Consider the following 24,611-nt stretch of genomic DNA (forward strand, 5'->3'; position numbering starts at 1 on the left):
TTTATGGAGTATAGTTCCGGTGCCCGCTCCCGGCTCCTTAAGTAGTTACAACAGCATGATATTTGATTTATTTAAAACGACCAGCGGCGACCATCAGCCAGATGTAAAAGGCACGAGGCATGCCCTGCTGCAATTTATTAAACAGGAGCTTCAAAAAGCCGAAGGAGGTGAGGGCGGGAACATCAGGGGCCTTTTGCTGTACCTGTCATGCGGAGACAGGGAACGGCATATCTACGAGTCGGCGGTATATGACGATGAGCCCGGCAGACTGAAAGCGGAGGTCCAGCGCATCGCCGATGATTACGCCCTGGGATTGCCCGACACCTGGACACTGGAGGTGCTGTTTGAAAAGAACGTGCCGTCAGAAGCCACCAAGGCGGCCGACCTGGATGCCGCGTTCTTTATCAAAACGAATAAACATTTTATCAGGCGCTCGGTCACAGCCTACCTGCGGGCCCTGAGCGGGGAGACCGTCCATAAAGAATACACTATCACTTCTGAAGGGGGAAAGATTAACATCGGCAGGGACCAGAAGGCGCAGGTAGACGACGGTTTTTTCCGCACCAACCACATCGCTTTCCCATCGGAGAGTGCCAGTGAAAGTAACCGGTTTATCAGCCGGCAGCACGCGCATATCGAATGGAGCGCGGAGTCGGGCAGGTTCCTGTTGTTTGCCGACGACGGCGGGATCCCGCCACGCAACAAAGTTAAGGTACGATCGGAGGAGAGCGAGCACCTGGTTAAGCTGCATTCGTCAGACATCGGCCACGAGCTAAAGGAAGGCGACCAGGTAGTACTGGGCGAATCGGCAGTGCTCGAGTTTAGTTACCGTCCTTTACACGATGAGTAAGGTATTTACCATAGCGGAAGGTTTAGAGAATCTCGGTGCGCTGCGCACAGGCGGGCAAGGTTCGGTGTACAAAGGTCGCCGCACGGGCAGTATCTATACCGCGGTGAAACTGATCCCCACGCCGGTAACCGTTGAGAACGAGGAGGATAAAAATTACCGCAACTTTCGCAGCGAAGTAGCGAAGCTGGAGAAGGTGAACGCCGATCCGAGTCCGCACGTGGTGAAAATGCTGAGCTGGGGCATCACGGAAAGCGGTTCGTTCCCCTACATTGAGATGGAATACATCGACGGACCGGATCTTTGCGACCTTCTGCAGCCGCCAAACGACGGGATTTTTACGCTGAAGGAGCTGCTGAAAGTGGCTTTACAGGTATCGGCAGCGCTGGCCCATTGTCACCGGGCGGGTGTAAAGCACGGCGACATTAAGAGTAACAACATAAAATATAACAGGCACACCGGCAACTACGTGCTGCTGGATTTTGGCCTGGCCATGATGAGCGAGGAACAGCGCCGCAGCAGTGTGCGCCACGCTGGCGCTATCGAGTTTATGGCCCCGGAACAACTTGACGGTAAAATGTTGTTTCAAACCGATATTTACAGCTTCGGGATAATGCTGTACGAGCTTTTTACCGGCACCGTACCATTCCCTTTATCGGGAAACAGCGATACAGGCAGGAATGCGGTAATGCTGAACCACCTGGAAACGGCCGTACCCGATGCCCTGGCAGTAAGACGCGCAAACCTGCCGCAGGCGTGGAGCGCAGAAAAACAGGCGCGTGAAATGCAGGCGCCGGCATGGTTTCTTTCGCTGCTCGACGTTTGCCTGGCCAAATCTCCCGATAACCGGTATAAGAACGCAATGGAGCTGCAGGACGTAGTGATAAATGGCAGTCTCTCATCAGCAGACGGCTATACCGCAGCCCTGCACAACGAAAATGAGAGCCTGCGGGCGCAATTGGAAGAGTCGCGACAGGCGAAACTGAACGAAACGATGAAGCTCGCCGGTTTACAGGCCATCGCGGCCAAAGCGGGCATCATTTACAACGAACAGCATGGCCGGTTTGAGCAGAGCCGAAGGATCATGCAAACCACCCGGCCTGTATTTATGACGGTATTGGCGTTGGCGTTAGGATCTGTTGCATTTTTGCTGTACTCATTCTTCGCGAAACCGGACCCTATGCCGGTTTCTGCAGCCTTTCCTGTCGGAATAAAATCGAACAAGCCTTATTACTCTCCCTATATCTTTATTAAATCCTATAACTATGACAGCGTGTTTAACGCCAATCGAAAGGTGGCAGCTAAGAAACCCGTTTCCCTAAAACGCGACCAACTACCTAAAAAGGACTCAGGGAAAAAGAAGAAAAGGAAGCGGTTCCTGGGCGTGTTTTAGTGTGTATGCGTAATCTCTTGATCGTTCGGATAAGTTAACTTTAAAATGATGCCAGGTAAACACGTTCCCGTTAACATGCTCGTTATGGCGCTTGAAAATCTCACAGGTGATTACACGAACAAGGTCCTTACGCGTGTGAATGACCATGTAATCCGGGTCAGTGTGATGACGAAGGAATTCTACTGGCATTATCACCCCAATTCTGACGAGACCTTCCAGGTATTGGAGGGCGGCATTCGTATAGATCTTGAAGATGAAACGATTGAACTACAACCCGGTCAATTATTTACCGTACCCAAAAATGCCGTTCATCGTACGCGGCCGGTGGGGGACAGGTCGGTAAATATTACGTTCGAAAGACAGGATATGGAAACCATAAAAGTGCGGCAGCCAGAGCGGTCTATTATTTAGCCGAGAGTTCGTTTTTTACTTCGATCACAAAATCAACTACACATTAAGCGTTTAATATTCGCGACCTGGAAAGCCGTTCACCGGTATACTCAGAACGCCGGTATCCGGTTTGGGAGTTTTCATGGAAAGACCACAATTCCTGTTATAGAATCGCGGTCCGTTCACACACCTATTTATAACAACAACACAACACGTTTCTAAAAGATTACTTCACCTTTGAGAATTTAATATTACTCACTACCGGGTTACTAAAATTCAGCCCGGTAACTCTCCCGGTTTTATCCCGCGTAAAGCGGAAAAAGATACCAGCCACCTGGAAAGTATCCCGGTCTACGGGCTTACATTCCGGGTTGTTGCCCGGTGAGTCATTGAGGCGCGCTACGAGTACGCCGTTGCCGGGAACGATTTCCAGGAAGGCGCCCAATTCGTCGCTCTGGTAATGCCCGGCAAACGATCGCAGGTCTGCTTCACTTAGCGCAGGAGCCTGTGCGCGGCGGTAGCGGGTGCTTTTTCCTTCCATCGATTTAAGCTCGAACTGGTTCGCCGAAAGAAAATTCAGTTCGAACCGGTCCTGCGACAGGAAGAAAACCGAGTTAGCCCAGCGGCGGAACCGGCCTTTAGAGATCAAGGCAAGGCCCGGACCACCGGCTACGCGGAACCTGTCGCGGTCTACGGCCAGCGTGATGGCATCGCCGGTTTTCTCATTGAAGTATAGCCCGGCATATTGGTTGGCTTCTGCGAGGGCTTCGCCCGTAAGGGTGGGAGGCGGACCGTCTTCGGCGACAGGGGCGGCCGACGATTTTGCGTACAAGGCCAGCAGCCGGTTAGCAACGGAAGTTGCGCTCATGGCGTCAGAATTACAGGTAATGGCAATAGACAGGCCCTGCGATGGAATGCGCCCAATCCAGGTGTGGTAACCCGCGGCGCCCCCGGAGTGCCATACGAGTTTGGTGTCGCGGTACGGATCGAGCGCCAGTCCGCGTGCATATCCGAGTTTCCGGCCGTTGTTGAGCGTGGCTGGTTCCTGGAGCTTTTCGGTAACAAAAGCACCGATACGCCCGCTGGTGAGGGCATCGTTCCAGGTGAGGAGGTCGGTTACGTTGCTAAAGATGGCGCCGCCGCCGCGGTCATTCCCGAGGTACATATTTACTTTCCAGCTGCCGCCGTCCCTGGCATAACCCAGGGCCCGGTTTGGAATTACCTGCTGCATATCAGATACGTAAGTAGTGGCCGTCATGCCAAGCGGTTCGAACACGCGCAAGCGGATCAGCTCAGGAAACGGGGTCCTGGTGGCTCGTTCGGCAATTTCTGTAAGCAGCACGAAGCCGCTGTTGGAATAGCTCCATTCTTCGCCGGGGGCAAAATTAACGCTGCGCTGGCGCAATATGAGGCTTAACGCAGTAGGGTCTCCGCCTGCCAGCGGAAGGAGCCCGGTCCAGTCGCGGATGCCGCTGGTATGGGTAAGCAGGTGATCGATCGTGATCTTGTGACCGTAATCAGGAAGCTCGGGAAGGTATTTATGTACATCGTCAGATAGCGATAACTTTTTATCCTGCACCAGCAGGAGGATTGTTGCTGCGATGAACTGCTTCCTGGTAGAGCCGATATCGAACGTAGTGGCCGCATTGATGGCGACGCCTCGTTCAAGGTCGGCCGATCCGTAAAAGCGGTTTGCTAACACGTTTCCGTTTTGCGAGATGGCGCAGGCACAACCCGGTGTGGCAGGTGTGGCCCAGCTAAAGATCTTATCAATATCGTTAGTCTTATCTTGCGGATACGCGAACTGAGCGGCAGCCAGGGTAAGTACCAGGAGGGAGCATAAAAATTTCATGGTGTTATTAGGTTAAAGCGTAAAGGAATTATTTAAAATATAATTTATAAAGTACTTTGTTTTGCAAAGTTAATATTATGCTTTGTTATTCAAAGTAAAATAAGAGATTTTATGGGTCGGCGGCCTTTTTGGGTGTGTCGCCGACTTCAGGAGCTGGATTTCGAGAAATTTACCGCCGGGAAATATCTTAAAGGTTGCGATCTCTCCTGCGGCCTGCCGGGAAATACCGGGTAGTTGAGAATTGATGAGCTGCCCTCCGGAATTTTTGATTAATATTGCTTTAATGAAAAAATTAACCTTTGTTCTGGTGAGCGGAGCCTTGCTTACGGCTTCCACCTACGTTTCTAAAGCGCAGCAATCGGTTCCCGCTTCTGTGGAGACAAAAAGCCCGAATTCTGATTACAAGCCCGCTTTTGCAGGCCAGACACGAATCGTCCGGGTGACTACGAAATCAGCCTATGAAAGCAAGATCGTGACCTCGTCGCTGCGGTTTCCCTGGGGAATTGCGCCACTGCCGGATGGCCGGTTCGTGGTAACGGAGAAAGAAGGTAACATGCGGATCGTATCGGCCGCAGGCCAGGTGGGCGAACCCATCAGCGGAGTTCCGCAGGTTAACAGGAACGGCCAGGGAGGTTTATTGGGCGTTTGCCTGAGCCCGGCTTTTACCAGGGACAAGATGATTTACTGGGCGTTTTCCGAGAAAAGCGAGCAGGGGAACGTAACTGCGGTAGCCAGGGGAAAGCTTTCGGCTGATGAAAAAAGCCTTGAAAGTGTTACAGTAATCTACCGGGCAACACCGGCTTATAACGGAACACTTCATTATGGAGGCCGGGTGCTGTTCTCAAAAGATGGCAGCCTGTTCCTGAGCACCGGCGAGCGTTCAGACCTGGAGACGCGTCCCCAGGCGCAAGACCTTAATTCGGGATTAGGCAAAGTGATCAGGATCACTACCGAAGGTAAACCGGCGCCCGGCAACCCTTTTATTGGAAAAGCGAACGCACGTCCTGAAATATATTCATACGGCCATCGGAATGTGCAGGGCCTTGCCTTACATCCCGTTACCGGGGATTTGTGGGAAACTGAGTTCGGCCCGATGGGCGGCGATGAGCTTAACCGGATAGTGGCAGGCAAAAATTATGGCTGGGCAACCATTACATATGGCATCGAGTACAATGGAAAGAAAGTTGGCGATGGGATCCAGCAAAAGCCTGGTCTTGAGCAACCTGTGTATTATTGGGACCCGGTGATCTCTCCGAGCGGGATTACTTTTTACAGCGGCAGCGCGATACCGGAGTGGAACAATAACTTATTTATCTCCTCACTTAGCGGCATGCATATCTGCCGGATCGTGATAAAAAACAATAAAGTAGTGGGTGAGGAGCGGCTCCTTTCGGGAGAGACCCAGCGTTTTAGGGATATTAAACAGGGCACGGATGGCGCATTGTACGCCATTACCGACCAGGGAAGGCTGTACCGGATCGGCAAAAAATAAGCGGGGGATTAAAGGATCTCCACGTAGCCTTCCGTCCCGTTTACGCGGATAGGCTGCTCGTCTTTGATCAGCGTGGTGGCGTTTTCCACGCCCACCACTGCCGGTAAACCGTATTCGCGTGCGATCACTGCACCGTGCGTCATCATCCCGCCTACCTCGGTTACCAATCCCTTGATGGAGACAAGCAAGGGTGTCCAGCTTGGATCGGTAAAGGATGTGACCAATATATCGCCCTTTTCAAGGTCGGCTTCTTCCATGTTCAAGATCACGCGTGCGCGCCCCTCTACTACCCCCGAAGAAACCGCCAGGCCCGCCATTGCGCCGGCCGGAATGTTTTCCCGCTTGTATTTCCCGGTAAAGATTTCGCCGTCAGACGTGATCACCCGCGGCGGAGTGAGCCGCTCATAATGCTTATATGCGTCTTTACGTTGTATAATATACTGGTAATCAGTATTATGTGTTCGAACCACCTCCCGGAATTCTTCGAACGTGAGGTAGTTTACGTCTTCTTTGTCAAGGATCACGCCGGCTTTTACAAGCAGCCCGGCTTCTTTCAGTAAAGCCTGCTTATACACGAAGTACCGGTTAACCTTGGCGTATTTCGGGTATTCGCGGTAGCCGGCGAACTTCCGGATCATACGGATCTTTCGCCGGGTCTCGCCGGCTTTTTGTTCACCATCGGGCAGCTGCGTTAACCGTTCGAGCAGGTCTTGCTCTTTTTTCAATGCCTCCAGTCGTCCCTGTTCAAATTTAAGGGTGCTGGCACCAGGCTCGAAGTTCCTGATGTCGCTCAGGATCATGGGGACCAATAACGTTGGTTTCTCGGTCCAGCGGATCTTAGTAATATCGATCTCGCCGACACACCGCATGCCGTATTTGTCAAGGAAGGCAGCGATGGCATCCTTGCTTTCCTGCCCACCGGTAAACTGTGCGAGTTCATTCATGAAACCATCGTCTTTTACTTGCGCCAGGTACGCAACCACCTCCGGGTACCGGCGAACCACATCTGCTACATCCATCAGCGCCAGGCCCATTTCTGAAGTGATATTATTTGGCACTGATTGGGACAGCGTGTCGGCCGCATTTTTTTCGCCTAACCACGCGTACATTTTTTCGTTAATCCAAAATGCGGCGTCCATCGCGGCGATGATCACCGCCAGGCTTCGCGGGTCGAACAAGCTTTTTTTTAGTTGCTGGAGATCCTCCAGGATGAAATCAAATACCGCGGTTCCCGATTTCGACCGGATATGTTGCTTTAACTCCGCTAAGGAAAATTCGCTGTCGCGGATCAGTTCAGCAACTATTGCCGGATCGTTTTCTATTTCTGCCTGCGGAACCTGCGAAGACAGCACAGTATTACCGTTCCCCTGGCTGTTTCCCGGAGCATCACCGGGCAGCGACGTAATAAAATCTCCCCGCCCGAGGATGGTCATCAGTGCGTCTTTTATCAGCGGATCAGATTTACCCAGCATCTCCACGATCATGGTCCTGGTGTCGGGCGAAGCGAGGTTTGAGGCGATATCGACAAATAACCGTCCTCCGGCATGGAACATGGGACGAATGCTGGTTAATTGCCACACCGACAACCCGAGCGGCTTTATAGGATCCGTCATCATTTGCTGGTGTCCCACAGATACGTACACGTGATTATCTGCATCGTTCGCCTCGGGGACGGGGAATAACGTGGTGATCGGCCGGCTCTGGACGATGTAAAAGGTATCGCCGGCAAGGCACCATTCGATGTCCTGCGGGCTGCCGAAATGTGCTTCGATCTTTCTGCCGATGTGCCCGATCTGTAAGATCTGCGCATCGGTGAGTGTTTGGCTGGCCTGTTTACCAGGTTCGATCTCCTGTTGTTCCGTTCCCCCGGTTTTTAGCGGGGATATAGCCAGTTTCTTGGTTGAGATGATCTTGCCGGTCACCTTTCCATTCTGCACTTTATAGTTATCGGTATTTACAAGGCCCGAGACCATGGCTTCACCCAACCCAAAACCGGCGTCGATGGATAACACGTTCCTGTTGCCGGAAAGGGGATCGGCCGTGAATAAGATCCCAGCCGCGGCAGGAAATACCATCTGCTGGACCACCACAGCCAGGTGGACCTTGCGGTGATCGAAGCCGTTTTGAATGCGGTAGACGATCGCTCTTTCAGTGTACAGGGAGGCCCAGCACTTGCTGATGTGTTTTAAGATAGCGTCTTTGCCGATAACGTTGAGATAAGTATCATGCTGGCCCGCAAACGAGGCCGTGGGAAGATCTTCGGCGGTAGCGCTGGAACGTACGGCAAAGGCATTTTCTTCACCCAGCGCAGACAGGTGACGGATGATCTCTTCTTGAATGTCGTAAGGAACGGCCGCTTCTTCGATGGTCTTCCGGATCGTATCGCCCAGTATGCAGATCTTATCGCGGTTTTCGGCCTTAAGCGGCGACAACTGCGCTAATAGTTCCTTAACCGGCAACGCTTCCGCAACGATCCTTTTAAAGGCTTCTGCGGTAATACAAAAACCGCCCGGTACACGGATGTCGTCGACCCGGGTAAGTTCTCCCAAGTTGGCGCCTTTGCCGCCGGCCTGGGTTTGCATTGTTTTATCGATGTCGTAAAGATCAAGCAGGAAGGGCCTCACGTTCTTATTTTTTGTGTTAAGTGAAGTCAAATATATTCATGCATTTAATGATGAAATTGGTTTTCGGACTATATTTTTCCAGACGAACTAACGATCTGATTTCTGCGTTAATCAATTAGATCTCCCTCAGCATACCGATCCAATAACTTTCTTTTTTTCTTGCAAAAGTGAGATCTTAATAACAACTTTGCAAAACAAAGTACTTTATAATATATAAAATGACATTAGACAAAAGTTTAGCACCAAGACCACTGGTTACGCCCGCTTTAGGTAAGCGCACGCTGACAGGGGCAATCATCGCGTTCGTTATGATCAGCATTTTCGTTATCCTTGGCGGTAAGGGAGACCCGGCATGGGGAGCTTACTGGCGTATCAAGCCTTTGCTGTTGACGCCTGCATTGGGAGCCCTGATCGGCGTATGCTACGATGTTACCGAACCACTGCGCCGCCTTGACGGCTGGATGGGAAAACTATTCGTAGCGTTGAGCCTGTTTGGCTATGCGATCGGGTTGTGGATGTCGCTGATACTCGGCCTCGCAGGTACGATGTGGAACTAATTGACGGCAAAAAACTGCCGCGGTGACGGTTATAAAACCCGTCCAAAATACAGCAGGTATCCGTCTGCATCCTTCACTTCAAAGCCCCGCAAGCCATCGTCGTCGTTTGCGAGCGGCCGGAAAAAGGCAACATTGCGCGAGGCGAATTCTTCGGCTAATGCATCAGGATCAGGAACATAAAGGTATGCGTCCCAACGGGCGATACCTTTTTTTATGTCGCGTGTATAGTTTGGCACAGGCTCCACGCCGATGTCTTTCAGCATAATCATAGCGGCGCCACGCTGCACGATGCCAAAGAAGATATCATCGCCAGGCCCCTGGAAGGTGATGTCGAAACCTAGGTAATCGTGGTAAAACGAGAGCGCTGCAGGCACGTTCCTGACGATGAAGAACGGTGCGATCCCGGAAATTTCCGTTTTGGTCATTTGAATCGGCGGGGGATTAGGTCATCCATTTTACAATCCCTAATTTAGCGATAAAACCAATTGATATGACCTTTAAACATGCAGTAAGCTGGTTCGAAATTCCCGTGGATGACCTCGACCGCGCCCAGAAGCTTTACGAAGCGATTTTTGATGCCGGGCTCATTCCCATGACCGTGCCCGATTTCGAAATGCGCATGTTCCCCATCATCGACCCGATGAACGTGTGCGGCACGCTGGCAAAAAGATCTTAACTAATTATTATGAGACACTTATCTACGCGCCTTTCGCTTTTGTTTGTCCTTGTTTTTGCCGCAAAAGCCGCCCGGGCGCAGCCCGCTTCCGGTGCACCGGCCACCATCACCGTGGACCTGAACAAGGAAACCGGCCCAATGAATCCTGTTTGGGCATGGTTCGGTTATGACGAGCCGAACTATACCTACATGAAGGACGGTAAGAAGCTGCTTTCCGAGATCGCGGAGCTTAGTCCCACGCCCGTTTATGTACGTACCCATAGCCTGCTGGTAACCGGCGACGGACAGGCGTCGCTAAAATGGGGTTCCACCAATGCGTATACCGAGGATGCCAACGGCAACCCGATCTATGACTGGAAGCTGGTAGACAGTATCTTCGACACCTATATAAGCCGTAAAATGAAGCCATTTGCACAGATTGGCTTTATGCCGCAGGCGCTTTCATCGCACCCGGACCCGTACCGCCATTACTGGAAACCCGGCGATAACTACAACGATATCTACACCGGTTGGGCGTATCCGCCGAAAGATTACAGCAAATGGGCGGAGCTGGTTTACCAATGGGTAAAGCACAGCGTGGCGCGGTATGGCGAAGCCGAAGTGGAAAGCTGGTACTGGGAGCTTTGGAACGAGCCCAACATCGGTTACTGGAAGGGCACCATGCCCGAATTTTTTAAGTTATACGATTACACCGCCGATGCGGTTAAACGCGCGCTCCCCACGGCCCGCGTGGGTGGCCCCGAGATCGCGGGAGCAGGCAGCGCAGGAGGCATTAAGTTCCTTACCGCGTTCCTGGAGCATTGCGCCACCGGCACCAACTACGTAACAGGCAAAACCGGATCGCCGCTCGACCTGGTTTCTTTTCACGCCAAAGGCCAGCCGAGACTGGTAAACGGCATGGTGCGTATGAACGTGGGCACGCAGCTCCGCGATATCCAATCGGGATTCAGGATCGTGGCATCTTTCCCGCAATTCAAAAACCTGCCGATTATCATCGGCGAGTCGGATCCCGAAGGTTGCGCGGCATGCGGCATGGCCACCAATCCCGAAAATGCTTACCGCAACGGCACGCTGTATTCGAGTTATACCGCCGCTTCTTTTGCGCGTAAATACGCCCTGGCGGATGAGATCGGCATCAACTTTAAAGGCGCGGTTTCCTGGTCGTTCGAGTTCGAGAACCAGCCATGGTTCTATGGCTTCCGCGACCTGGCGACCAACGGTGTGGATAAACCGGTACTGAACGTGTTCCGTATGTTCGGCAAAATGCGGGGCACACGGGCCCTGGTAAACGGTAACCGGATGTACCCGACAAAAGCGGTGGTCGATTCCAGCGTACGCCGGCCGTATACCGACGTAGGCGGCATCGCGTCGAAGGATACGAAGAGCGCCGCTGCAATGATCTGGAATTACCATGATGAAGATATCAAAACCCCCGGCGAGCCTCTCGAGGTAACTTTTAACGGACTGACCACCAGGAAGGTAAAAGTTACGCAATATATTATCGACCAGGCGCACAGCAACTCCTACGAAGTATGGAAGAAAATGGGATCGCCCCAAAATCCAACCACTGCGCAGATCGCCGCGCTCGAAAAAGCCGGTCAGCTGCACACCCTGGGCAAAACAGCCACCATGAGCGTTAAAAACGGCCGCATCCTGGTTAAAACCGCGCTATCACGTCAGGGTGTACTGCTCGTAAAATTGGATTGGAATTAAGTGTAACCTTCTATAACATGCCAATTACAGGTAACGATATAAGTGATGCGAAGCGCGAAAATTCAATGTCATTCCCCGACCGGTGAACGGCGCGCAGACAAACGGGTCTCTTAGAAATCACCGAAAGTGTCTATATTCACCTGCAGGTATTCGCTTTTGTACTGCTGGGGTGTTTGCCCCATCGTTTTCTTAAACTGTTTGTTAAAATTAGACAGCGTTTGGTAACCGCAGTCGTAAGCTACCCGGTTGATCGGCGTTTTCTCGCCATGCAGCAGCTTGCACGCGTGGTCGATGCGCATCTCCTGGAGAAAGTCTGAAAAAGACTTATTTACCCGCGATTTAAAATAACGGCTGAACGAAGTAGGTGTCATGTTGCAAAGTGCGGCTACCGCTGCCAGGTCGATCTTTTCCCGGAAATTTTTTAATACGTATTCGTACACCCCGTTCATGCGGTCGGTTTCCGCCTGTTTGCTGATGGTTACATAACGGGTATGGGTAATCGGGTGACAATCTGACGAACAGGCAAGCGTATCCAGTATAGTTAACAGCTTGATGATGCTTTTCGCGCCTTTCGATTGCAGCAGCTCTTCCATCATCTTAGCCACCACGCGGTTGGTTTTACCGGCGATCTCCAGCCCCCGGGAAGCCTTTTGAAAGAGGTGGCGGATGCCGTCCATTTCCTCCTTGCCGAGTACGGACTCGCTCAGGAAATCCTCGTTGAAGTAGATCACGATCCCTTCGGTCCCGGCCGCCTGTCCGCCCCCGGTATGTTCGGCATCGCTTCGCCATACATGCGGCAGGTTGGGGCCGGTTAACACCATATCGCCTTTGGCAAATGACTTGATGTTGTCGCCAACGAACCGCGAGCCATGTCCCTTAAGTACCAGGAATAACTGGTATTCGGGGTGAAAGTGGAAGGTCCTGTCGAAAAACGGCGCGATCGTTTTTTTTACCACGAACAATTTCGATTCAGGAATGGCCGATTTGGCGATGCTGTTGATCATCTGGCTTAACGTTAAAGGTGCGCGGTTATATCGATATCGCGCTTATAAAACAGGTGCACCCAGTTCTCCGGCGCGACTTTTGTCTCTTAGCGTTCTTTCCCTTTTCAGGATCATGGTCTGCCGGGATCGACCGCTCGATGTAATAGTCATAATTGGTGGCGAGATAGTGCTGGTAATGATCGCTTTGTACCAGCCCGGGGTAACGCGCATGCAGCTGCAGCGAAAGGGCCTTACCGCCGATAAATTTCTTTAACGCCTTAATATTTTCCCCGACGCGGCGGTTAAAGTTATATTTAAAGGACATTTCTTCGAAGAACAGGGGGTAGGCCTTGTTTCCCCGGGTGATGTTCACTTTCGCCTTTTTGCAGGCTTTAACCAGCAGATGGCCCCAGGAAACTGCGCCCAGCTGCAGCTGGTTGATCCCGTTGCCAATGAACAGGTATTTTTCGTTATCCGCATAGTGGGATGTAAGAGAACGATATTTTCTTTTCGCCATGTTCAGGTCACCGTGTTTAATTTCCTGGTCGGGGAGGATGAACCCCCGTACTAAAATACGAAGATGCGCGCAAACTTTTCGCTTAACGGGGAACGTAAAACGCATAATGTCCTACGTTTACCTACTAAAATCTGCTCGGTTACCGTGCTTATCTCCCAAGTTTTTCTTTTCTTTAGCGCATGACCGATAATACGATCAACAACCTCCGCGATGCGCTGGCGTATTCGCCTGGAAATATCCCGCTCCGGCTGCTCCTGGCAGAAGCCCTGCTCAAAATGGATCGCCTGGATGAAGCTGAAACTGAATATTCGATGGTGTTGTCTGCCGGCGATGATCACCGTGCCCGGGTAGGACTGGCACAGGTATTTTATAAAAAAGGCAATTATTCGGCCTGTAACGTGATTCTTGAAGACCTGATGGATACCGAAAGCCGTAACATAGACGTACTGGTGCTGCACGCCAAAGCCCTGCTTAAGGAAGGATCGGTGGGCAAAGCCATCGAAATCTATAAAAAAGTGCTTGTGTTGGTTCCCAATTATACGGATGACGAACTTGATAATGACCTGCGTATGACGGGTACTTCGCAGCTCCCGCATAACGGCGGGGAAGAAGACGATGAGCGTTTTCTCCAGCGCCCCACCATCAATTTCAACGACGTGGGCGGTATGGAAGCCGTAAAAAGGGAGATCGAGCTCAAAATATTGAAACCGATGCTTCATCCCGAGCTTTACAAGGCCTACGGCAAAAAGATAGGGGGCGGTATCCTCTTATACGGTCCGCCGGGATGCGGTAAGACCTTTATTGCCAAGGCCACGGCGGGGCAGGTGAACGCACGTTTCATTACGGTGGGGCTGAACGAGATCCTCGACATGTGGATCGGCAACAGCGAAAAGAACCTTCATGAAGTATTTGAGCTGGCCCGGCAGCATACACCTTGTGTATTGTTCATCGACGAGATCGATGCGCTTGGCGCGAGCCGCAGCGACATGAAGCAATCGGCCGGGCGACACCTTATTAACCAGTTCCTGCAGGAGCTCGACGGCATCAGCAACGACAACGAAGGGGTACTGGTGATCGGCGCTACCAACACGCCATGGAACCTCGATCCGGCATTTCGGCGGCCGGGCCGGTTCGACCGCATTATCTTTGTCCCGCCGCCCGACGACAATGCGCGTCAGTCGATCCTCCGCATTAAGCTGGCAGGCAAGCCCATAGAAGCGATCGATTATAAACAGCTTTCGGGAAAACTGGATAACTATTCGGGGGCCGATATCAACGCGCTGATCGATATCGCCATAGAGATGAAACTGGAAGAATCCTTCAGCCAGGGCGAGATTAAACCGATCCAGACCAAAGACCTGCTTGCCGCAGCAAAAAAACACAAGGCAAGCACCCAGGAATGGTTCACCACGGCGAAGAATTTCGCGCTGTTTGCCAATGATGGCGGATTGTACGACGAAATATTAACCTTTTTAAAGATCAAAAAGTAACCATGACCGGAAACGAGATTGCCAAAATCGAGATCCTGATCCACCAGAAAAGGCATGCGGAAGCCGAAGGGATCCTCAAAAACCTGCTCGGCCAGGATCCCGATAACGTGCATTACCTGGCATTGCTGGCGGAAGTGAACCTGCAGCGCGACGATGCGGAAACTGCCGGCAAACTGATCGACTCGGCCATTGGGCTTGCGCCCGACGAGCCCTGGCTTTTCTACATCCGGTCGCGCGTGGCGCTGCTTGCCGACCGGTACGATGATGCCGATGAAGCCATTCAGCAGGCCATTGCGCTCGACCCAGGATCGGCCGGCTATTTCGCCCTCCGGGCGATGATAAAACTAAACCGGAAACGTTACGACGAGGCCCTCAGCCTGGCCGACCATGCGCTGAGCCTCGATGCGGAGAACGTGTTGGCACTCAATACCCGCAGCACGGCGCTGGTAAAGCTCAACCGCAAGGAAGAGGCGTTTACTACCATAGAAGGGGCATTGCGCGAGGATCCGGAGAATGCCTACACCCACACCAATTACGGGTGGGGACTGCTCGAAAAAGGCGATAGCAAAAAGGCCCTGGTACATTTCCGCGAAGCGCTTAAAAGCGACCCGAATTTTCACTTCGCCAAGGCGGGCATGGCCGAAGCGCTGAAAGCTAACAACCCCTTTTACCGGCTTTTCCTGCAATATTCGTTCTGGATAGGTAACCTTACGGCCAAATATCAATGGGGCGTGATCATAGGCTTTTACCTGCTAACCAGGATACTGCGCGGCGTTGCAGAAAGCAGCGAAGCGCTGCGCCCGTACTTGCTGCCGGTGGTGCTGCTGTTTTCATTCGTGGCATTTTCTACCTGGGTGATCACCCCGTTGAGCAACCTGTTCCTTCGGCTAAATCCTTTTGGCCGGTACCTGCTTACGGCCAGGGAGATCATGAGCTCCAACTTCGTGGGCATCAGCGTGCTGGTATTTTTGACGGGGCTGTTGTTGTACCTGTTTGCAGGCGGCGACCAATACCTGGCCATCACCGCCTTCGGCTTTGTTATGATGGTGCCGCTAAGCACCATGTTTGCGCCGTCAAAACAGAAATATGCGCTGGTAATTTATGCAATTGGCATGGCGGTGGTTGGTCTTGCCGCAATCATTACGGTGATAGTAACCGGCGAATTGTTTAACCTGTACAGCGCGATCTTCCTTTTCGGGTTTATTGTGTTCCAATGGGTATCTAATTTCCTGGTGATCAGGAACCACTAAAAGGTTGTTTTGCGAAGGTGTTTTCCTGAGCTTTTTTACCTCCCGGAGGAACATCGGATAGCCTTGGGTCGTAACCGGGTAGGGGTGCTGCAGGCTGTGCGCTCGTCCTGTTCCCCGGGCCGCTGGCGCCGGTAAACGTGGAAGGTATAGCATATATGCGCGTCTTATTATTGTATTGTGGTTCGGATCCATTTTTCATTTCGCTTACGATCAGGATGTTTCCCTTATACTTGTCGGGAATTTTGTATAGCTCTTTTTCTGAAAACCTGCACGAAATAGTGCCTAACAACAATACGCTATATAATAGTACAATCTGTATATTTTTCATTTAACCACGTGTGCATTTGGATATCCAGGTGCGGTTTTTTATTTTCAAATGCTTTGTTCCATGTCTTAATAGTTTCATCGTGATTGCGTGTTAGGTTAAATCCTTTCCAAGTTTACACAAGTAAGGACGATAAATCACAACGTTTTCCACAAGATTTTTCCCACGATTTCACCATAATTCACCCCGGTTCACTATTTATTCTGCATGCTCAGGATTTTCCCTGTCGGCGTTGTTCTTGTGAACGATTGCAGTCTTTTGAAAAGGCGGATCCCGCCTATGCGGCGGCGCCCTTTTACCTGGCCGATGACGTCGCCGGCGGCACTTACTATTGGCGTGTACACGCAGTTAATTCAAAAGGGGCCGCAGAGGGGCCGGTAAGGCCTTACCGCATTCCGCCGGTATTCCCCAGGGTTTGGTAAATACTGGGCGTTCGACGGGAAAAGAACTTATTGTTGTTCAATGTTATCAGGAAAAATACGTATGATAAACAGGAAGGATATAAAACAGTCAGAATTGGATAATATACGGTGATGGTTTGTGGGTGTAATAGCGGAAAATTGTGTACCAATTATACCGACCTGAACGATGAAAAAGTTAGCAGTTCTATTAGCCGGATTAGGAACTTTCGCCATGCTTTCCAGCATGATCCTGCGTTCCGGACATCCGCAAGCGGCCGAGGCCGACGGACCCCGCCGGGCGGAGATCCTGTTCCTGGGTAATCTTTCAAAACACCACGATTCGGGCAAATACGCACCCTCGCTGGCGATCGACCTGTTTGCCCGGAACATTAACATTACGTATACCACCGACACCGCCGACCTGAACCCGGCTACGCTGGGCAAGTACGATGGCATGATCATTTACGCCAACTACGACAAGATCAACCCCTTGCAGGAAAAAGCGTTAAAAGATTTCGTGGAAGGTGGCAAAGGCCTTATCCCGCTTCACTGTGCGTCGGCTTGTTTTACCAACTCCGACTGGTACATCCAGGCGGTGGGCGGCAAGTTTAAAAGCCATGGTACCGGCGTGTTTAAAACAACCACGGTGTTAGCATCGCACCCGGTGATGAACGGGGTGAACGAGTTTGCCTCGTGGGACGAGTCGTACGTGCACGAACGGGTCAACCCCGACAAAACGGTGCTCCAGGAGCGCACCAATTCCGACGGAACCAGGGAACCCTGGACCTGGGTACGTACCCAGGGCAAAGGCCGCGTGTTTTACACCGCGGGCGGGCATAACGACAGCACCTGGACACAACCCGATTTTGTAAAGCTGATCGGCAACGGCGTGCTGTGGGCCATCGGCGATAAGGTGGCGGCAGAAGTCGCTGCATTTCACCCCCCGGTGCTGAAATACAACGATACCACCATTGTGCCCAATTACCCGCGGCCGGTGCCCTATACCAGCCTGAACGCCACTCCGGCAAGGGCGCCCCGTTACCAGTACGCCCTTTCGGCCGAAGAGTCGATGAAGACCATGCAGGTACCTTCAGGTTTCGAAGTGAAACTGTTTGCCTCAGAACCGGATATTACTAACCCCATCGCTATGCAGTGGGACGAGCACGGGCGTTTATGGATCGTAGAATCGGTAGATTACCCGAATACCTTCGTAGAAACGGACGGCGCATCCAACGACCGCATAAAGATCTGCGAAGACACCGATGGAGACGGCAAAGCCGATAAGTTCACCGTATTCGCGGATAAGCTGAATATACCCACCAGCCTGGTGTTTGCCAATGGCGGCATCATCGTATCGATGGCTCCCGGTTTTCTTTTTCTGAAGGACACCAACGGGGATGACAAAGCTGATATCCGCCAAACCATCGGCTCGGGCTGGGGGAAAGGCGATACCCATGCGGGCCCCTCTAATCTCCAGTACGGCTTCGATAATAAGATCTGGGGCGTGTTGGGTTACTCGGGCTATAGCGGCAAGATCGATGGCCCTAACAACGGTGTTCGTCCCGCGCAGGCTCTCTATCGCCTTAATCCCGACGGTACGCAGCTGGAGTTCCTGGCACAGTCTACCAATAACACCTGGGGGCTCGGCTTTACAGAAGACAACCACGTATTCGTTTCTACCGCCAACGGCGATCACAGCGACTATTTTTCGATGCCCGCCAGGTATATGCAGTACACGCTGCCGCCGGCCACCGTTACGGCGGCTGCACCAACAGGACCAGGCAACCGGCAGGGGAGATCGGCCGCTGCCACGCTTCAGCCGCTGCAGATCATCCAGGGGCACCTGGATATGCATACGCTTACCCCGAACCTGCGGCAAGTCGACGTTTGGGGTGGGTTTACCGCCGCTGCCGGTCACCATTTTTACACAGCCCGCAATTACCCGAAGGAGTACTGGAACCGCGTGGCCCTCATCAACGAGCCCACAGGCCGCTTGCTTCACCGGGGCATCATAGAGCGTAAAGGCGCCGGGTTTACCGAGAAGGACGGATGGAACCTGCTGGCAAGTAACGATGAGTGGGTAGGCCCGGTACAAGCCGAAGTGGGGCCCGATGGAAACGTTTGGGTGGCAGACTGGTATAACTATATCATCCAGCATAATCCTACGCCCGGCCCGAACGTAAGCCAGGGCAAGCAGTTTAAAACCGGGCAGGGCAACGCGTACGAAACGCCGATGCGCGACATCCAGTACGGCAGGATCTACCGCATCGTTTACAAAAACGGGAAGAGTTTTACACCCGTTAAACTTTCGAAGAACGATTTACAGGGGCTTATCAATGCGCTTAAAAGCGACAATATGTTCTGGCGCATGACCGCGCAGCGGCTATTGGTAGAAGCCAAAAATCCGGCCGCACCCGCTGAACTGTATAAAATCATTAATAACCGGTCGGTTGATGAAATCGGCCTTAACGGAGCGGCTGTCAACGCGTTATGGACGCTCAGCGGGTTAAAAGCTTTCACTGCGCCCGCAGCGGTACAAGTGGCCACCCAGGCGTTGTCTCACCCGGCGGCAGGCGTGCGCCGCGCAGCCGCGGAAGTATTGCCAAAAACACAGGCAACCGCGGCAGCCATCCTGCGTGCCGGCCTATTGACCGATAAAGACCTGAACGTGCGTATGCATGCCATGGTGGTGCTGGCCGGCCTTCCGGCATCGGCAGCCACGGGCGAGGCATTGTATAAAGCAAGTGCCGATCCGCAGAACGCCGGCGATGAATGGATCGCCAAAGCCCTGCTTGCGGCGGCAGCCAACAACAGGGCAGGTTTTATCGCAGCCCTGCCGATGGAACTGCAGATGACCGACCTGTCGTCGCTCCAGGCATTGACGCTGCCTCAGCGCGTGCTGAAAGCGCTTACCTCCGAAACATATAGCTACATGATCCTGCCGGCCGATGCGCCCGCAAGCCGGGTGATCACGCCGTTCCCCATCGATGTCCGTTCGAAAGAACTGACCATTCGTACAACCGTTGGTCCGCGTGGTTTTGGCGGGCGCAACGGAGGTCAGCAGCAACAGCAGCCCACGGCAAGCGGCCCGGTACGGGGCTTTATTATCGGGCAGGGAGGCGCTTTAAACGGCTTCGGGCTGTACCTGCAGGATGGAAAGGTGAACTTCGTGGTTAAACAAAACGGGAAAACCTACAGGGCTGTAACCACCGATCCATTGCCCGACCGGTTCGCCCTGCAGGCACGCCTGGCGACGGATGGCACCATGAGCGTACTTGTTGACCAGCAGCCGGCAGCCTCGGCTAAGGCTCCCTCGGGATTTGTGAGCGCGCTGCCCGGCCTGGTACGGTTCGGTGCGGATAAGCCTGTCGCGGCGGCCGATAAAATGGGCACCTATCCCGGCAGCTTTGATTTTACCGGTACGGCACAAGATCTTTCTATTAACCTTACCTCCAAGCTAACGCATGCAGGGCACACCATGAAGCCCTCGGCGCCTGCCAGGGTAGTGCCCGCCGCGCCGAAAGGCAAAACACTGGTACTGGAGATCAATACCGTGCCGGAGGCGATGAAGTTCGATACCAAGCTGTTCATGGTAAAAGCGGGGCAGAAGGTGATCATCAACTTTAACAACAACGATTCGCAGCTGCATAACCTGGTGATCGGTAAGCCCGGTTCGCTGAACAAGATCGGGATGGCAGCAAACGCACTCGCCGCCGACCCGAAAGGGCTGGAAAAAGGGTATGTACCGGATATCGCCGAAGTGATCGAATCTACGCCCCTGCTAAAGGGAGACGCAAACTTTACCCTCGAATTTACTGCTCCCGCCAGGCCCGGCGACTACCCGTTTATGTGCACTTTCCCCGGGCATTGGATGATGATGAACGGGATCATGCGGGTACAGCCTTAGCCGACAGTGATGATATGAGCCTCAACATTAAATTCGGCGTAAGTACCTGGTTATGGACCTCGCCATTTTCAACCGATACCATCTCCCTGTTCGGGAAGATCAGGCAAATGGGCTTCGAATGCGTGGAAATCCCTGTAGAAGACCCGGACCTCATCAACCTGGATATAGTAAAAGAAGCGTTAACCGAATTCGACCTGCGCCCGGTGATCTGCGGTGCCTTTGGCCCCACGCGCGACCTTACCCATGACGATCCTGCCTTTCACCAGGTAAGCTTCGATTACATTAACCGCTGCCTGGATATCTGCTCGGCACTGGGCGCCGGGTTTCTTGCCGGCCCGATGTATTCGGCGGTGGGCAAGGCCCGCCTGGTTTCGCCTGAGCTGAAGAAAACAGAGTGGGACAGGGCCGTGCACAATCTCCGCAAGGTATGTCACAGCGCGCAGGAACGCGGGCTGCAGATCGCCCTCGAGCCCCTCAACCGGTTTGAATCAGACCTGGTCAACACTGCCGCCGATGCCCTTAAACTCGTTGCCGACATCGGTCACCCGGCCGCGAAAGTGATGCTCGACGGCTTCCACATGAATATAGAAGAGCCTGATATAGAGCGTGCTATTACCAGTTGTGGTGATCAGTTACTTCACGTACAGGTGTCTGAAAATTACCGTGGAACGCCGGGAACCGGGCAAACACGCTGGGAGGCGTTTTATCGCGGGCTTTCGGCCATCGGTTACCAGGGCGTAGTATCCATCGAAAGCTTTACGCCGGAAGTAAAAGAGCTGGCCGGCGCTGTGTGCATCTGGAAGCCGCTGGCCGAAAGCCAGGACCGCTTTGCCGGCGACGGGCTGACATTCCTTCGCCGATGGGCAGAAGGCATTTAAAAGAGACAGTAATAACCAATTAACACATATTATGAGTCAACCCAAGTTTAATATCGCCATCGTTGGCCTCGGCTTCGGAGCCGAATTCATCCCGATCTACCAGCAGCATCCCAATGCCAACATGCTGGCCATCTGCCAGCGGAACGAACAGAAACTGAATGAAGTAGGCGACGCCTTCGGGATCCCGCGCAGGTATACCTCTTTCGGGGAGCTGCTGCAGGACCCTGATATCGATGCGGTACACATCAATACCCCTATTCAAAACCATGCGGAGCAGTCGCTGGCCGCCTTGCGCGCCGGTAAACATGTAGCCTGTACCGTACCGATGGCCACCACCGTAGAAGAATGCCGCCAGATCGTAGAAACCGTAAAAGAGACGGGTCTTACGTACATGATGATGGAAACGGTCGTTTACAGTCGCGAATTCCTTTTTGTAAAGGAGCTCTATGACAATGGCGAGCTGGGCAAAGTGCAATTCCTGCGTGCATCCCATCAGCAGGAAATGGCCGGCTGGCCGGGATATTGGGAAGGGCTGCCGCCGATGCATTACGCTACCCATTGCGTAGGACCGGTGTTGGCGCTTACAGGCGCACAGGCCGGGTATGTGTCCTGCTTCGGTTCGGGCCGCATCGACGAGCACCTGATCCCAAAATACGGCTCGCCGTTCGCCATCGAAAGTTGTCACATCAAGTTTCTCGATTCCGACCTTGCGGCGGAAGTAACGCGCTCGCTGTTCAACACGGCCCGTCAATACCGGGAAAGCTTTGATGTGTACGGCTCAAAGAAATCGTTCGAGTGGACACAGATCGAGCATGAAGACAGCGTGGTCCATACGGGCGAATCCCCGGAAAGGGTAAAGATCCCCGATTACGGCCACCTGCTGCCCCAGGAGATCCGGCATTTTACCACTGGCGGAGTGTACGATTCGAACGACAACCAGCACTTGTCATTTATCCAGGGATCGGGGCATGGCGGCTCGCATCCGCACCTGGCCAACGAGTTCCTGAACGCACTTGTTAATTCGCGTCAGCCTTACCCGAATGCGGTAGAGTCGGCCAACATTACGTGCGTGGGGATCCTCGCGCACGAATCGGCGATGAAAGGAGGGGAGCTGGTTAAGCTGCCGGATTTTACGTTGAAATAGGGGATAACTTGAAGAAAATCAACTAAAACCACCCGGGCGGTTCCTGTGATCGGCCGGTTGGTTTTTGTAGTAATTGACTTTTTAAGAAAAAGGCGCAAAGACCGCAGGAACTTGCTGGATGGTATCTCTTATGAGCTAAAATGCATAGCATTGCTAAATCGTTTTACTATCTCGTACAGCGTGTTCATGCCGGTTAATGAGTTGCTATTTATACAACTGCTAATCAGCGTATAATGTGATAGTTCTTAATAGATTATTTAAGTGTTGGTCATTGGTGATTTAGGGCATCGCCTTTATGTCCCCCTAAAAATCGGGACGCCCTGCTTGTGGAGATCACTAGGAAAATAACCATGAAACACTTAACTTGAGTGCGCAGTGCCGGCGGGAAATAATTAAGACAGCAGATTTGAACATCGATCACTTTATTAACCGGGTAGGCCGGTCGGGTTTTATCTGCCTGTTGATAACGATGGGGTTACAAGGACGTGCGCAGCCAGGCCGGGCGGATGACCAATTGACGCGCAAACTTATCACCCCTGTTCGCATCGTATGGAAGTCTGACCAGGGGAAGATCGCCAACGCTGAACGGCTACTGCAACCCGGTAACGGCCAGGCCGACCTGGGCAACCGGAACCTCTGCGTAATGCAAAGCACACGCGAAGGGAATCCGGGCATCCTCCTGGATTTCGGGAAAGAGCTGCATGGCGGTATCCAGGTGGTAACGGGTTTATGGAAGGGCAACCAACCGGTGCGCGTTCGGATCCGTTTGGGGGAGTCGGTAAGCGAAGCCATGTCGGAGATCGATACCGTGAAGGGTGCTACTAACGACCACGCCATGCGCGACTTTGAAACAAAGTTGCCCTGGCTTGGCAGGTTCGAGACCGGGAATTCAGGGTTCCGTTTTCTGCGCATCGATGTGCTCGACGGTGATGTTACCCTGCTCCTGAAAGAAGTGAGCGCCATTTCTATCTATCGCGATATCCCTTACCTGGGCTCCTTCCGATGCAGCGATACCCTGCTGAATAAGATCTGGCAAACCGGCGCGTACACGGTGCACCAGAATATGCAGGAGTTTTTATGGGATGGCATAAAGCGTGACCGCCTGGTTTGGGTGGGCGACATGCATCCCGAGGTAGCTGCTATCCACGCCGTATTCGGCCATAACGGCGTGGTGAACAAAAGCCTCGATCTTTCCAGGGACATCACACCGATTCCGGGCTGGATGAATGGCATCAGCGCTTATTCGATGTGGTGGATCCTGATCCAGCGAGACCTCTACCTGTACCAGGGTGATAAGGTTTATCTCGCCGCACAAAAAACATACCTGGCAAAACTTGCTGCTCACCTCGCGGGAAAGATAGATGCCAATGGCGCCGAAATACTCGATGGCAACCGTTTCCTCGATTGGCCCAGCAGCGAAGACCCCAAAGCGGTACATGCCGGTTTGCAGGCACTGATGGTACTTTCGTTATCCGCCGCGGCGGAATTGCTGACGACGCTGGAGGACCAGGCGGCCGCCCGGATATGCACCGAGGCGGTGACAAGACTAAAGAAAAATGTGCCTCCTGTAAATGATTCGAAACAGGCCGCAGCTTTGCTTTCACTTTCAGGCCTCATCCCGGCTGGGGAAGGCGACCGCGTGATCTCTGCAGGCGGAGCAGCCAATTTTTCGACTTTTTACGGCTACTATATGCTGCAGGCGATGGCGAAAAAGGGGAACTATACCGGCGCATTGCAGAATATCCGTGAATACTGGGGTGGGATGATCAAGCTTGGCGCTACTAGTTTTTGGGAAGATTTTAACCTCGCCTGGATTCCCGGTGCGGCGGGCATCGATGCGCCGGTACCCGCGGGAATGAAAGATATCCACGGCGACTTTGGCGCCTGGTGCTATAAAGGTTTTCGCCATAGCTTATGTCACGGCTGGGCATCTGGACCAACCCCCTGGCTAACCGAGCATGTGCTGGGGATCAAGGTGATTGCCGCCGGATGCTCGGTGATCCGAATCGAGCCGCACCTTGGCGATCTGGCGTTTGCGGAAGGTTTCTTTCCCACGCCCCACGGGTTGCTAAAGGTAAAGCACCGGAAACTGGGCAACGGTAAAATAGAATCCGTCATCCGGGCGCCCAAAGGCGTAAAGATTATCCGGGGCTAAAGCTTAAAGTTCCGGAT

19 protein-coding genes are annotated in these 24,611 nt (G+C 52.9%); 14 read left to right on the forward strand and 5 right to left on the reverse strand.

Features of this window, described 5'->3' with window-relative positions; all coding sequences use genetic code 11:
- Positions 1 to 55 precede the first annotated feature (55 nt).
- Genes GS398_RS15815 through GS398_RS15825 form a run of 3 tightly spaced genes read left to right on the forward strand, consistent with a single transcriptional unit; the run spans position 56 to position 2,651 of the window.
- Positions 56 to 850, forward strand: a complete 795-nt coding sequence (locus tag GS398_RS15815) for an FHA domain-containing protein (protein WP_160907746.1) — start codon at positions 56 to 58, stop codon at positions 848 to 850.
- The gene (locus tag GS398_RS15820; protein WP_160907747.1) at positions 843 to 2,240 is read left to right on the forward strand and encodes a serine/threonine protein kinase; all 1,398 of its coding nucleotides are present in this window, start codon (positions 843 to 845) and stop codon (positions 2,238 to 2,240) included. The genes GS398_RS15815 and GS398_RS15820 overlap by 8 nt, the downstream gene beginning before the upstream one ends.
- Positions 2,241 to 2,285: 45 nt before the next feature.
- Positions 2,286 to 2,651, forward strand: a complete 366-nt coding sequence (locus tag GS398_RS15825) for a cupin domain-containing protein (RefSeq protein ID WP_237488213.1) — start codon at positions 2,286 to 2,288, stop codon at positions 2,649 to 2,651.
- 205 nt (positions 2,652 to 2,856) lie between these two features.
- Here GS398_RS15825 and GS398_RS15830 read toward each other — a convergent pair whose 3' ends face one another.
- A complete protein-coding gene (locus GS398_RS15830) occupies positions 2,857 to 4,482 on the reverse strand; it encodes a serine hydrolase domain-containing protein (RefSeq protein WP_160907748.1) in 1,626 nt (541 codons plus the stop codon).
- A gap of 283 nt (positions 4,483 to 4,765) precedes the next feature.
- Between GS398_RS15830 and GS398_RS15835 the strand changes: the two genes are divergently transcribed.
- Positions 4,766 to 5,974 carry a PQQ-dependent sugar dehydrogenase gene (locus GS398_RS15835; protein ID WP_160907749.1) on the forward strand — a complete coding sequence of 403 codons (1,209 nt, stop codon included), beginning with the start codon at positions 4,766 to 4,768 and terminating at the stop codon, positions 5,972 to 5,974.
- An 8-nt stretch (positions 5,975 to 5,982) separates the two neighbouring features.
- On the opposite strand, the gene ppsA is transcribed toward GS398_RS15835, so the two are convergent.
- Positions 5,983 to 8,598, reverse strand: coding sequence for a phosphoenolpyruvate synthase (gene ppsA, locus GS398_RS15840; RefSeq protein WP_160907750.1), 2,616 nt, complete (start codon positions 8,596 to 8,598; stop codon positions 5,983 to 5,985).
- Positions 8,599 to 8,816: 218 nt separating this feature from the next.
- Here ppsA and GS398_RS15845 point away from each other — a divergent pair, with 218 nt between their 5' ends.
- Positions 8,817 to 9,155, forward strand: coding sequence for a potassium transporter KefB (locus GS398_RS15845; protein ID WP_160907751.1), 339 nt, complete (start codon positions 8,817 to 8,819; stop codon positions 9,153 to 9,155).
- A gap of 29 nt (positions 9,156 to 9,184) precedes the next feature.
- Here GS398_RS15845 and GS398_RS15850 read toward each other — a convergent pair whose 3' ends face one another.
- Positions 9,185 to 9,580, reverse strand: coding sequence for a VOC family protein (locus GS398_RS15850; RefSeq protein ID WP_160907752.1), 396 nt, complete (start codon positions 9,578 to 9,580; stop codon positions 9,185 to 9,187).
- Between the two features lie 65 nt (positions 9,581 to 9,645).
- On the opposite strand from GS398_RS15850, the gene GS398_RS15855 reads away from it, so the two are divergent.
- Both GS398_RS15855 and GS398_RS15860 read left to right on the forward strand, forming a co-directional pair.
- Positions 9,646 to 9,831 (forward strand): VOC family protein, encoded by a 186-nt coding sequence (locus GS398_RS15855; protein ID WP_160907753.1) that lies wholly within the window; start codon positions 9,646 to 9,648, stop codon positions 9,829 to 9,831.
- Between the two features lie 9 nt (positions 9,832 to 9,840).
- Entirely contained in the window at positions 9,841 to 11,544 is a 1,704-nt protein-coding gene (locus tag GS398_RS15860) for a GH39 family glycosyl hydrolase (protein ID WP_160907754.1), read from the forward strand.
- Between the two features lie 110 nt (positions 11,545 to 11,654).
- On the opposite strand, the gene GS398_RS15865 is transcribed toward GS398_RS15860, so the two are convergent.
- Together GS398_RS15865 and GS398_RS15870 are read right to left on the reverse strand one after the other, a co-directional pair.
- The gene (locus GS398_RS15865; RefSeq protein WP_160907755.1) at positions 11,655 to 12,548 is read right to left on the reverse strand and encodes an AraC family transcriptional regulator; all 894 of its coding nucleotides are present in this window, start codon (positions 12,546 to 12,548) and stop codon (positions 11,655 to 11,657) included.
- A gap of 25 nt (positions 12,549 to 12,573) precedes the next feature.
- Entirely contained in the window at positions 12,574 to 13,149 is a 576-nt protein-coding gene (locus GS398_RS15870; RefSeq protein WP_160907756.1) for a hypothetical protein, read from the reverse strand.
- A 74-nt stretch (positions 13,150 to 13,223) separates the two neighbouring features.
- Between GS398_RS15870 and GS398_RS15875 the strand changes: the two genes are divergently transcribed.
- The 7 genes from GS398_RS15875 to GS398_RS15905 all read left to right on the forward strand — a co-directional run bounded on the left by GS398_RS15875 (position 13,224) and on the right by GS398_RS15905 (position 24,594).
- Positions 13,224 to 14,534 carry an ATP-binding protein gene (locus tag GS398_RS15875; protein ID WP_160907757.1) on the forward strand — a complete coding sequence of 437 codons (1,311 nt, stop codon included), beginning with the start codon at positions 13,224 to 13,226 and terminating at the stop codon, positions 14,532 to 14,534.
- 2 nt (positions 14,535 to 14,536) lie between these two features.
- Positions 14,537 to 15,784 (forward strand): tetratricopeptide repeat protein, encoded by a 1,248-nt coding sequence (locus tag GS398_RS15880; protein WP_160907758.1) that lies wholly within the window; start codon positions 14,537 to 14,539, stop codon positions 15,782 to 15,784.
- A 573-nt stretch (positions 15,785 to 16,357) separates the two neighbouring features.
- Entirely contained in the window at positions 16,358 to 16,531 is a 174-nt protein-coding gene (locus GS398_RS15885) for a hypothetical protein (RefSeq protein ID WP_160907759.1), read from the forward strand.
- Positions 16,532 to 16,697: 166 nt separating this feature from the next.
- Entirely contained in the window at positions 16,698 to 20,417 is a 3,720-nt protein-coding gene (locus GS398_RS15890; RefSeq protein ID WP_160907760.1) for a PVC-type heme-binding CxxCH protein, read from the forward strand.
- A gap of 14 nt (positions 20,418 to 20,431) precedes the next feature.
- Positions 20,432 to 21,295, forward strand: coding sequence for a sugar phosphate isomerase/epimerase family protein (locus GS398_RS15895; RefSeq protein WP_160907761.1), 864 nt, complete (start codon positions 20,432 to 20,434; stop codon positions 21,293 to 21,295).
- Between the two features lie 31 nt (positions 21,296 to 21,326).
- Positions 21,327 to 22,439 carry a Gfo/Idh/MocA family protein gene (locus tag GS398_RS15900; protein WP_160907762.1) on the forward strand — a complete coding sequence of 371 codons (1,113 nt, stop codon included), beginning with the start codon at positions 21,327 to 21,329 and terminating at the stop codon, positions 22,437 to 22,439.
- Positions 22,440 to 22,845: 406 nt separating this feature from the next.
- Positions 22,846 to 24,594, forward strand: a complete 1,749-nt coding sequence (locus GS398_RS15905) for an alpha-L-rhamnosidase-related protein (RefSeq protein ID WP_237488214.1) — start codon at positions 22,846 to 22,848, stop codon at positions 24,592 to 24,594.
- Positions 24,595 to 24,611 lie beyond the last annotated feature (17 nt).

The sequence above is a fragment of the Hufsiella ginkgonis genome (assembly GCF_009834915.1).
GTDB lineage: Bacteria > Bacteroidota > Bacteroidia > Sphingobacteriales > Sphingobacteriaceae > Hufsiella > Hufsiella ginkgonis.

Bases quoted from the DNA above. Each gene is read 5' to 3' on its own strand.
- GS398_RS15900 (WP_160907762.1), top strand. From the start codon at position 21,327: ATGAGTCAACCCAAGTTTAATATCGCCATCGTTGGCCTCGGCTTCGGA.
- GS398_RS15845 (WP_160907751.1), top strand. From the start codon at position 8,817: ATGACATTAGACAAAAGTTTAGCACCAAGACCACTGGTTACGCCCGCT.
- GS398_RS15820 (WP_160907747.1), top strand. From the start codon at position 843: ATGAGTAAGGTATTTACCATAGCGGAAGGTTTAGAGAATCTCGGTGCG.
- GS398_RS15875 (WP_160907757.1), top strand. From the start codon at position 13,224: ATGACCGATAATACGATCAACAACCTCCGCGATGCGCTGGCGTATTCG.
- GS398_RS15895 (WP_160907761.1), top strand. From the start codon at position 20,432: ATGAGCCTCAACATTAAATTCGGCGTAAGTACCTGGTTATGGACCTCG.
- GS398_RS15830 (WP_160907748.1), bottom strand. From the start codon at position 4,482: ATGAAATTTTTATGCTCCCTCCTGGTACTTACCCTGGCTGCCGCTCAG.
- GS398_RS15860 (WP_160907754.1), top strand. From the start codon at position 9,841: ATGAGACACTTATCTACGCGCCTTTCGCTTTTGTTTGTCCTTGTTTTT.
- GS398_RS15850 (WP_160907752.1), bottom strand. From the start codon at position 9,580: ATGACCAAAACGGAAATTTCCGGGATCGCACCGTTCTTCATCGTCAGG.
- GS398_RS15855 (WP_160907753.1), top strand. From the start codon at position 9,646: ATGACCTTTAAACATGCAGTAAGCTGGTTCGAAATTCCCGTGGATGAC.
- GS398_RS15815 (WP_160907746.1), top strand. From the start codon at position 56: ATGATATTTGATTTATTTAAAACGACCAGCGGCGACCATCAGCCAGAT.
- GS398_RS15890 (WP_160907760.1), top strand. From the start codon at position 16,698: ATGAAAAAGTTAGCAGTTCTATTAGCCGGATTAGGAACTTTCGCCATG.
- GS398_RS15825 (WP_237488213.1), top strand. From the start codon at position 2,286: ATGATGCCAGGTAAACACGTTCCCGTTAACATGCTCGTTATGGCGCTT.
- GS398_RS15870 (WP_160907756.1), bottom strand. From the start codon at position 13,149: ATGCGTTTTACGTTCCCCGTTAAGCGAAAAGTTTGCGCGCATCTTCGT.
- GS398_RS15835 (WP_160907749.1), top strand. From the start codon at position 4,766: ATGAAAAAATTAACCTTTGTTCTGGTGAGCGGAGCCTTGCTTACGGCT.
- GS398_RS15880 (WP_160907758.1), top strand. From the start codon at position 14,537: ATGACCGGAAACGAGATTGCCAAAATCGAGATCCTGATCCACCAGAAA.
- GS398_RS15865 (WP_160907755.1), bottom strand. From the start codon at position 12,548: ATGATCAACAGCATCGCCAAATCGGCCATTCCTGAATCGAAATTGTTC.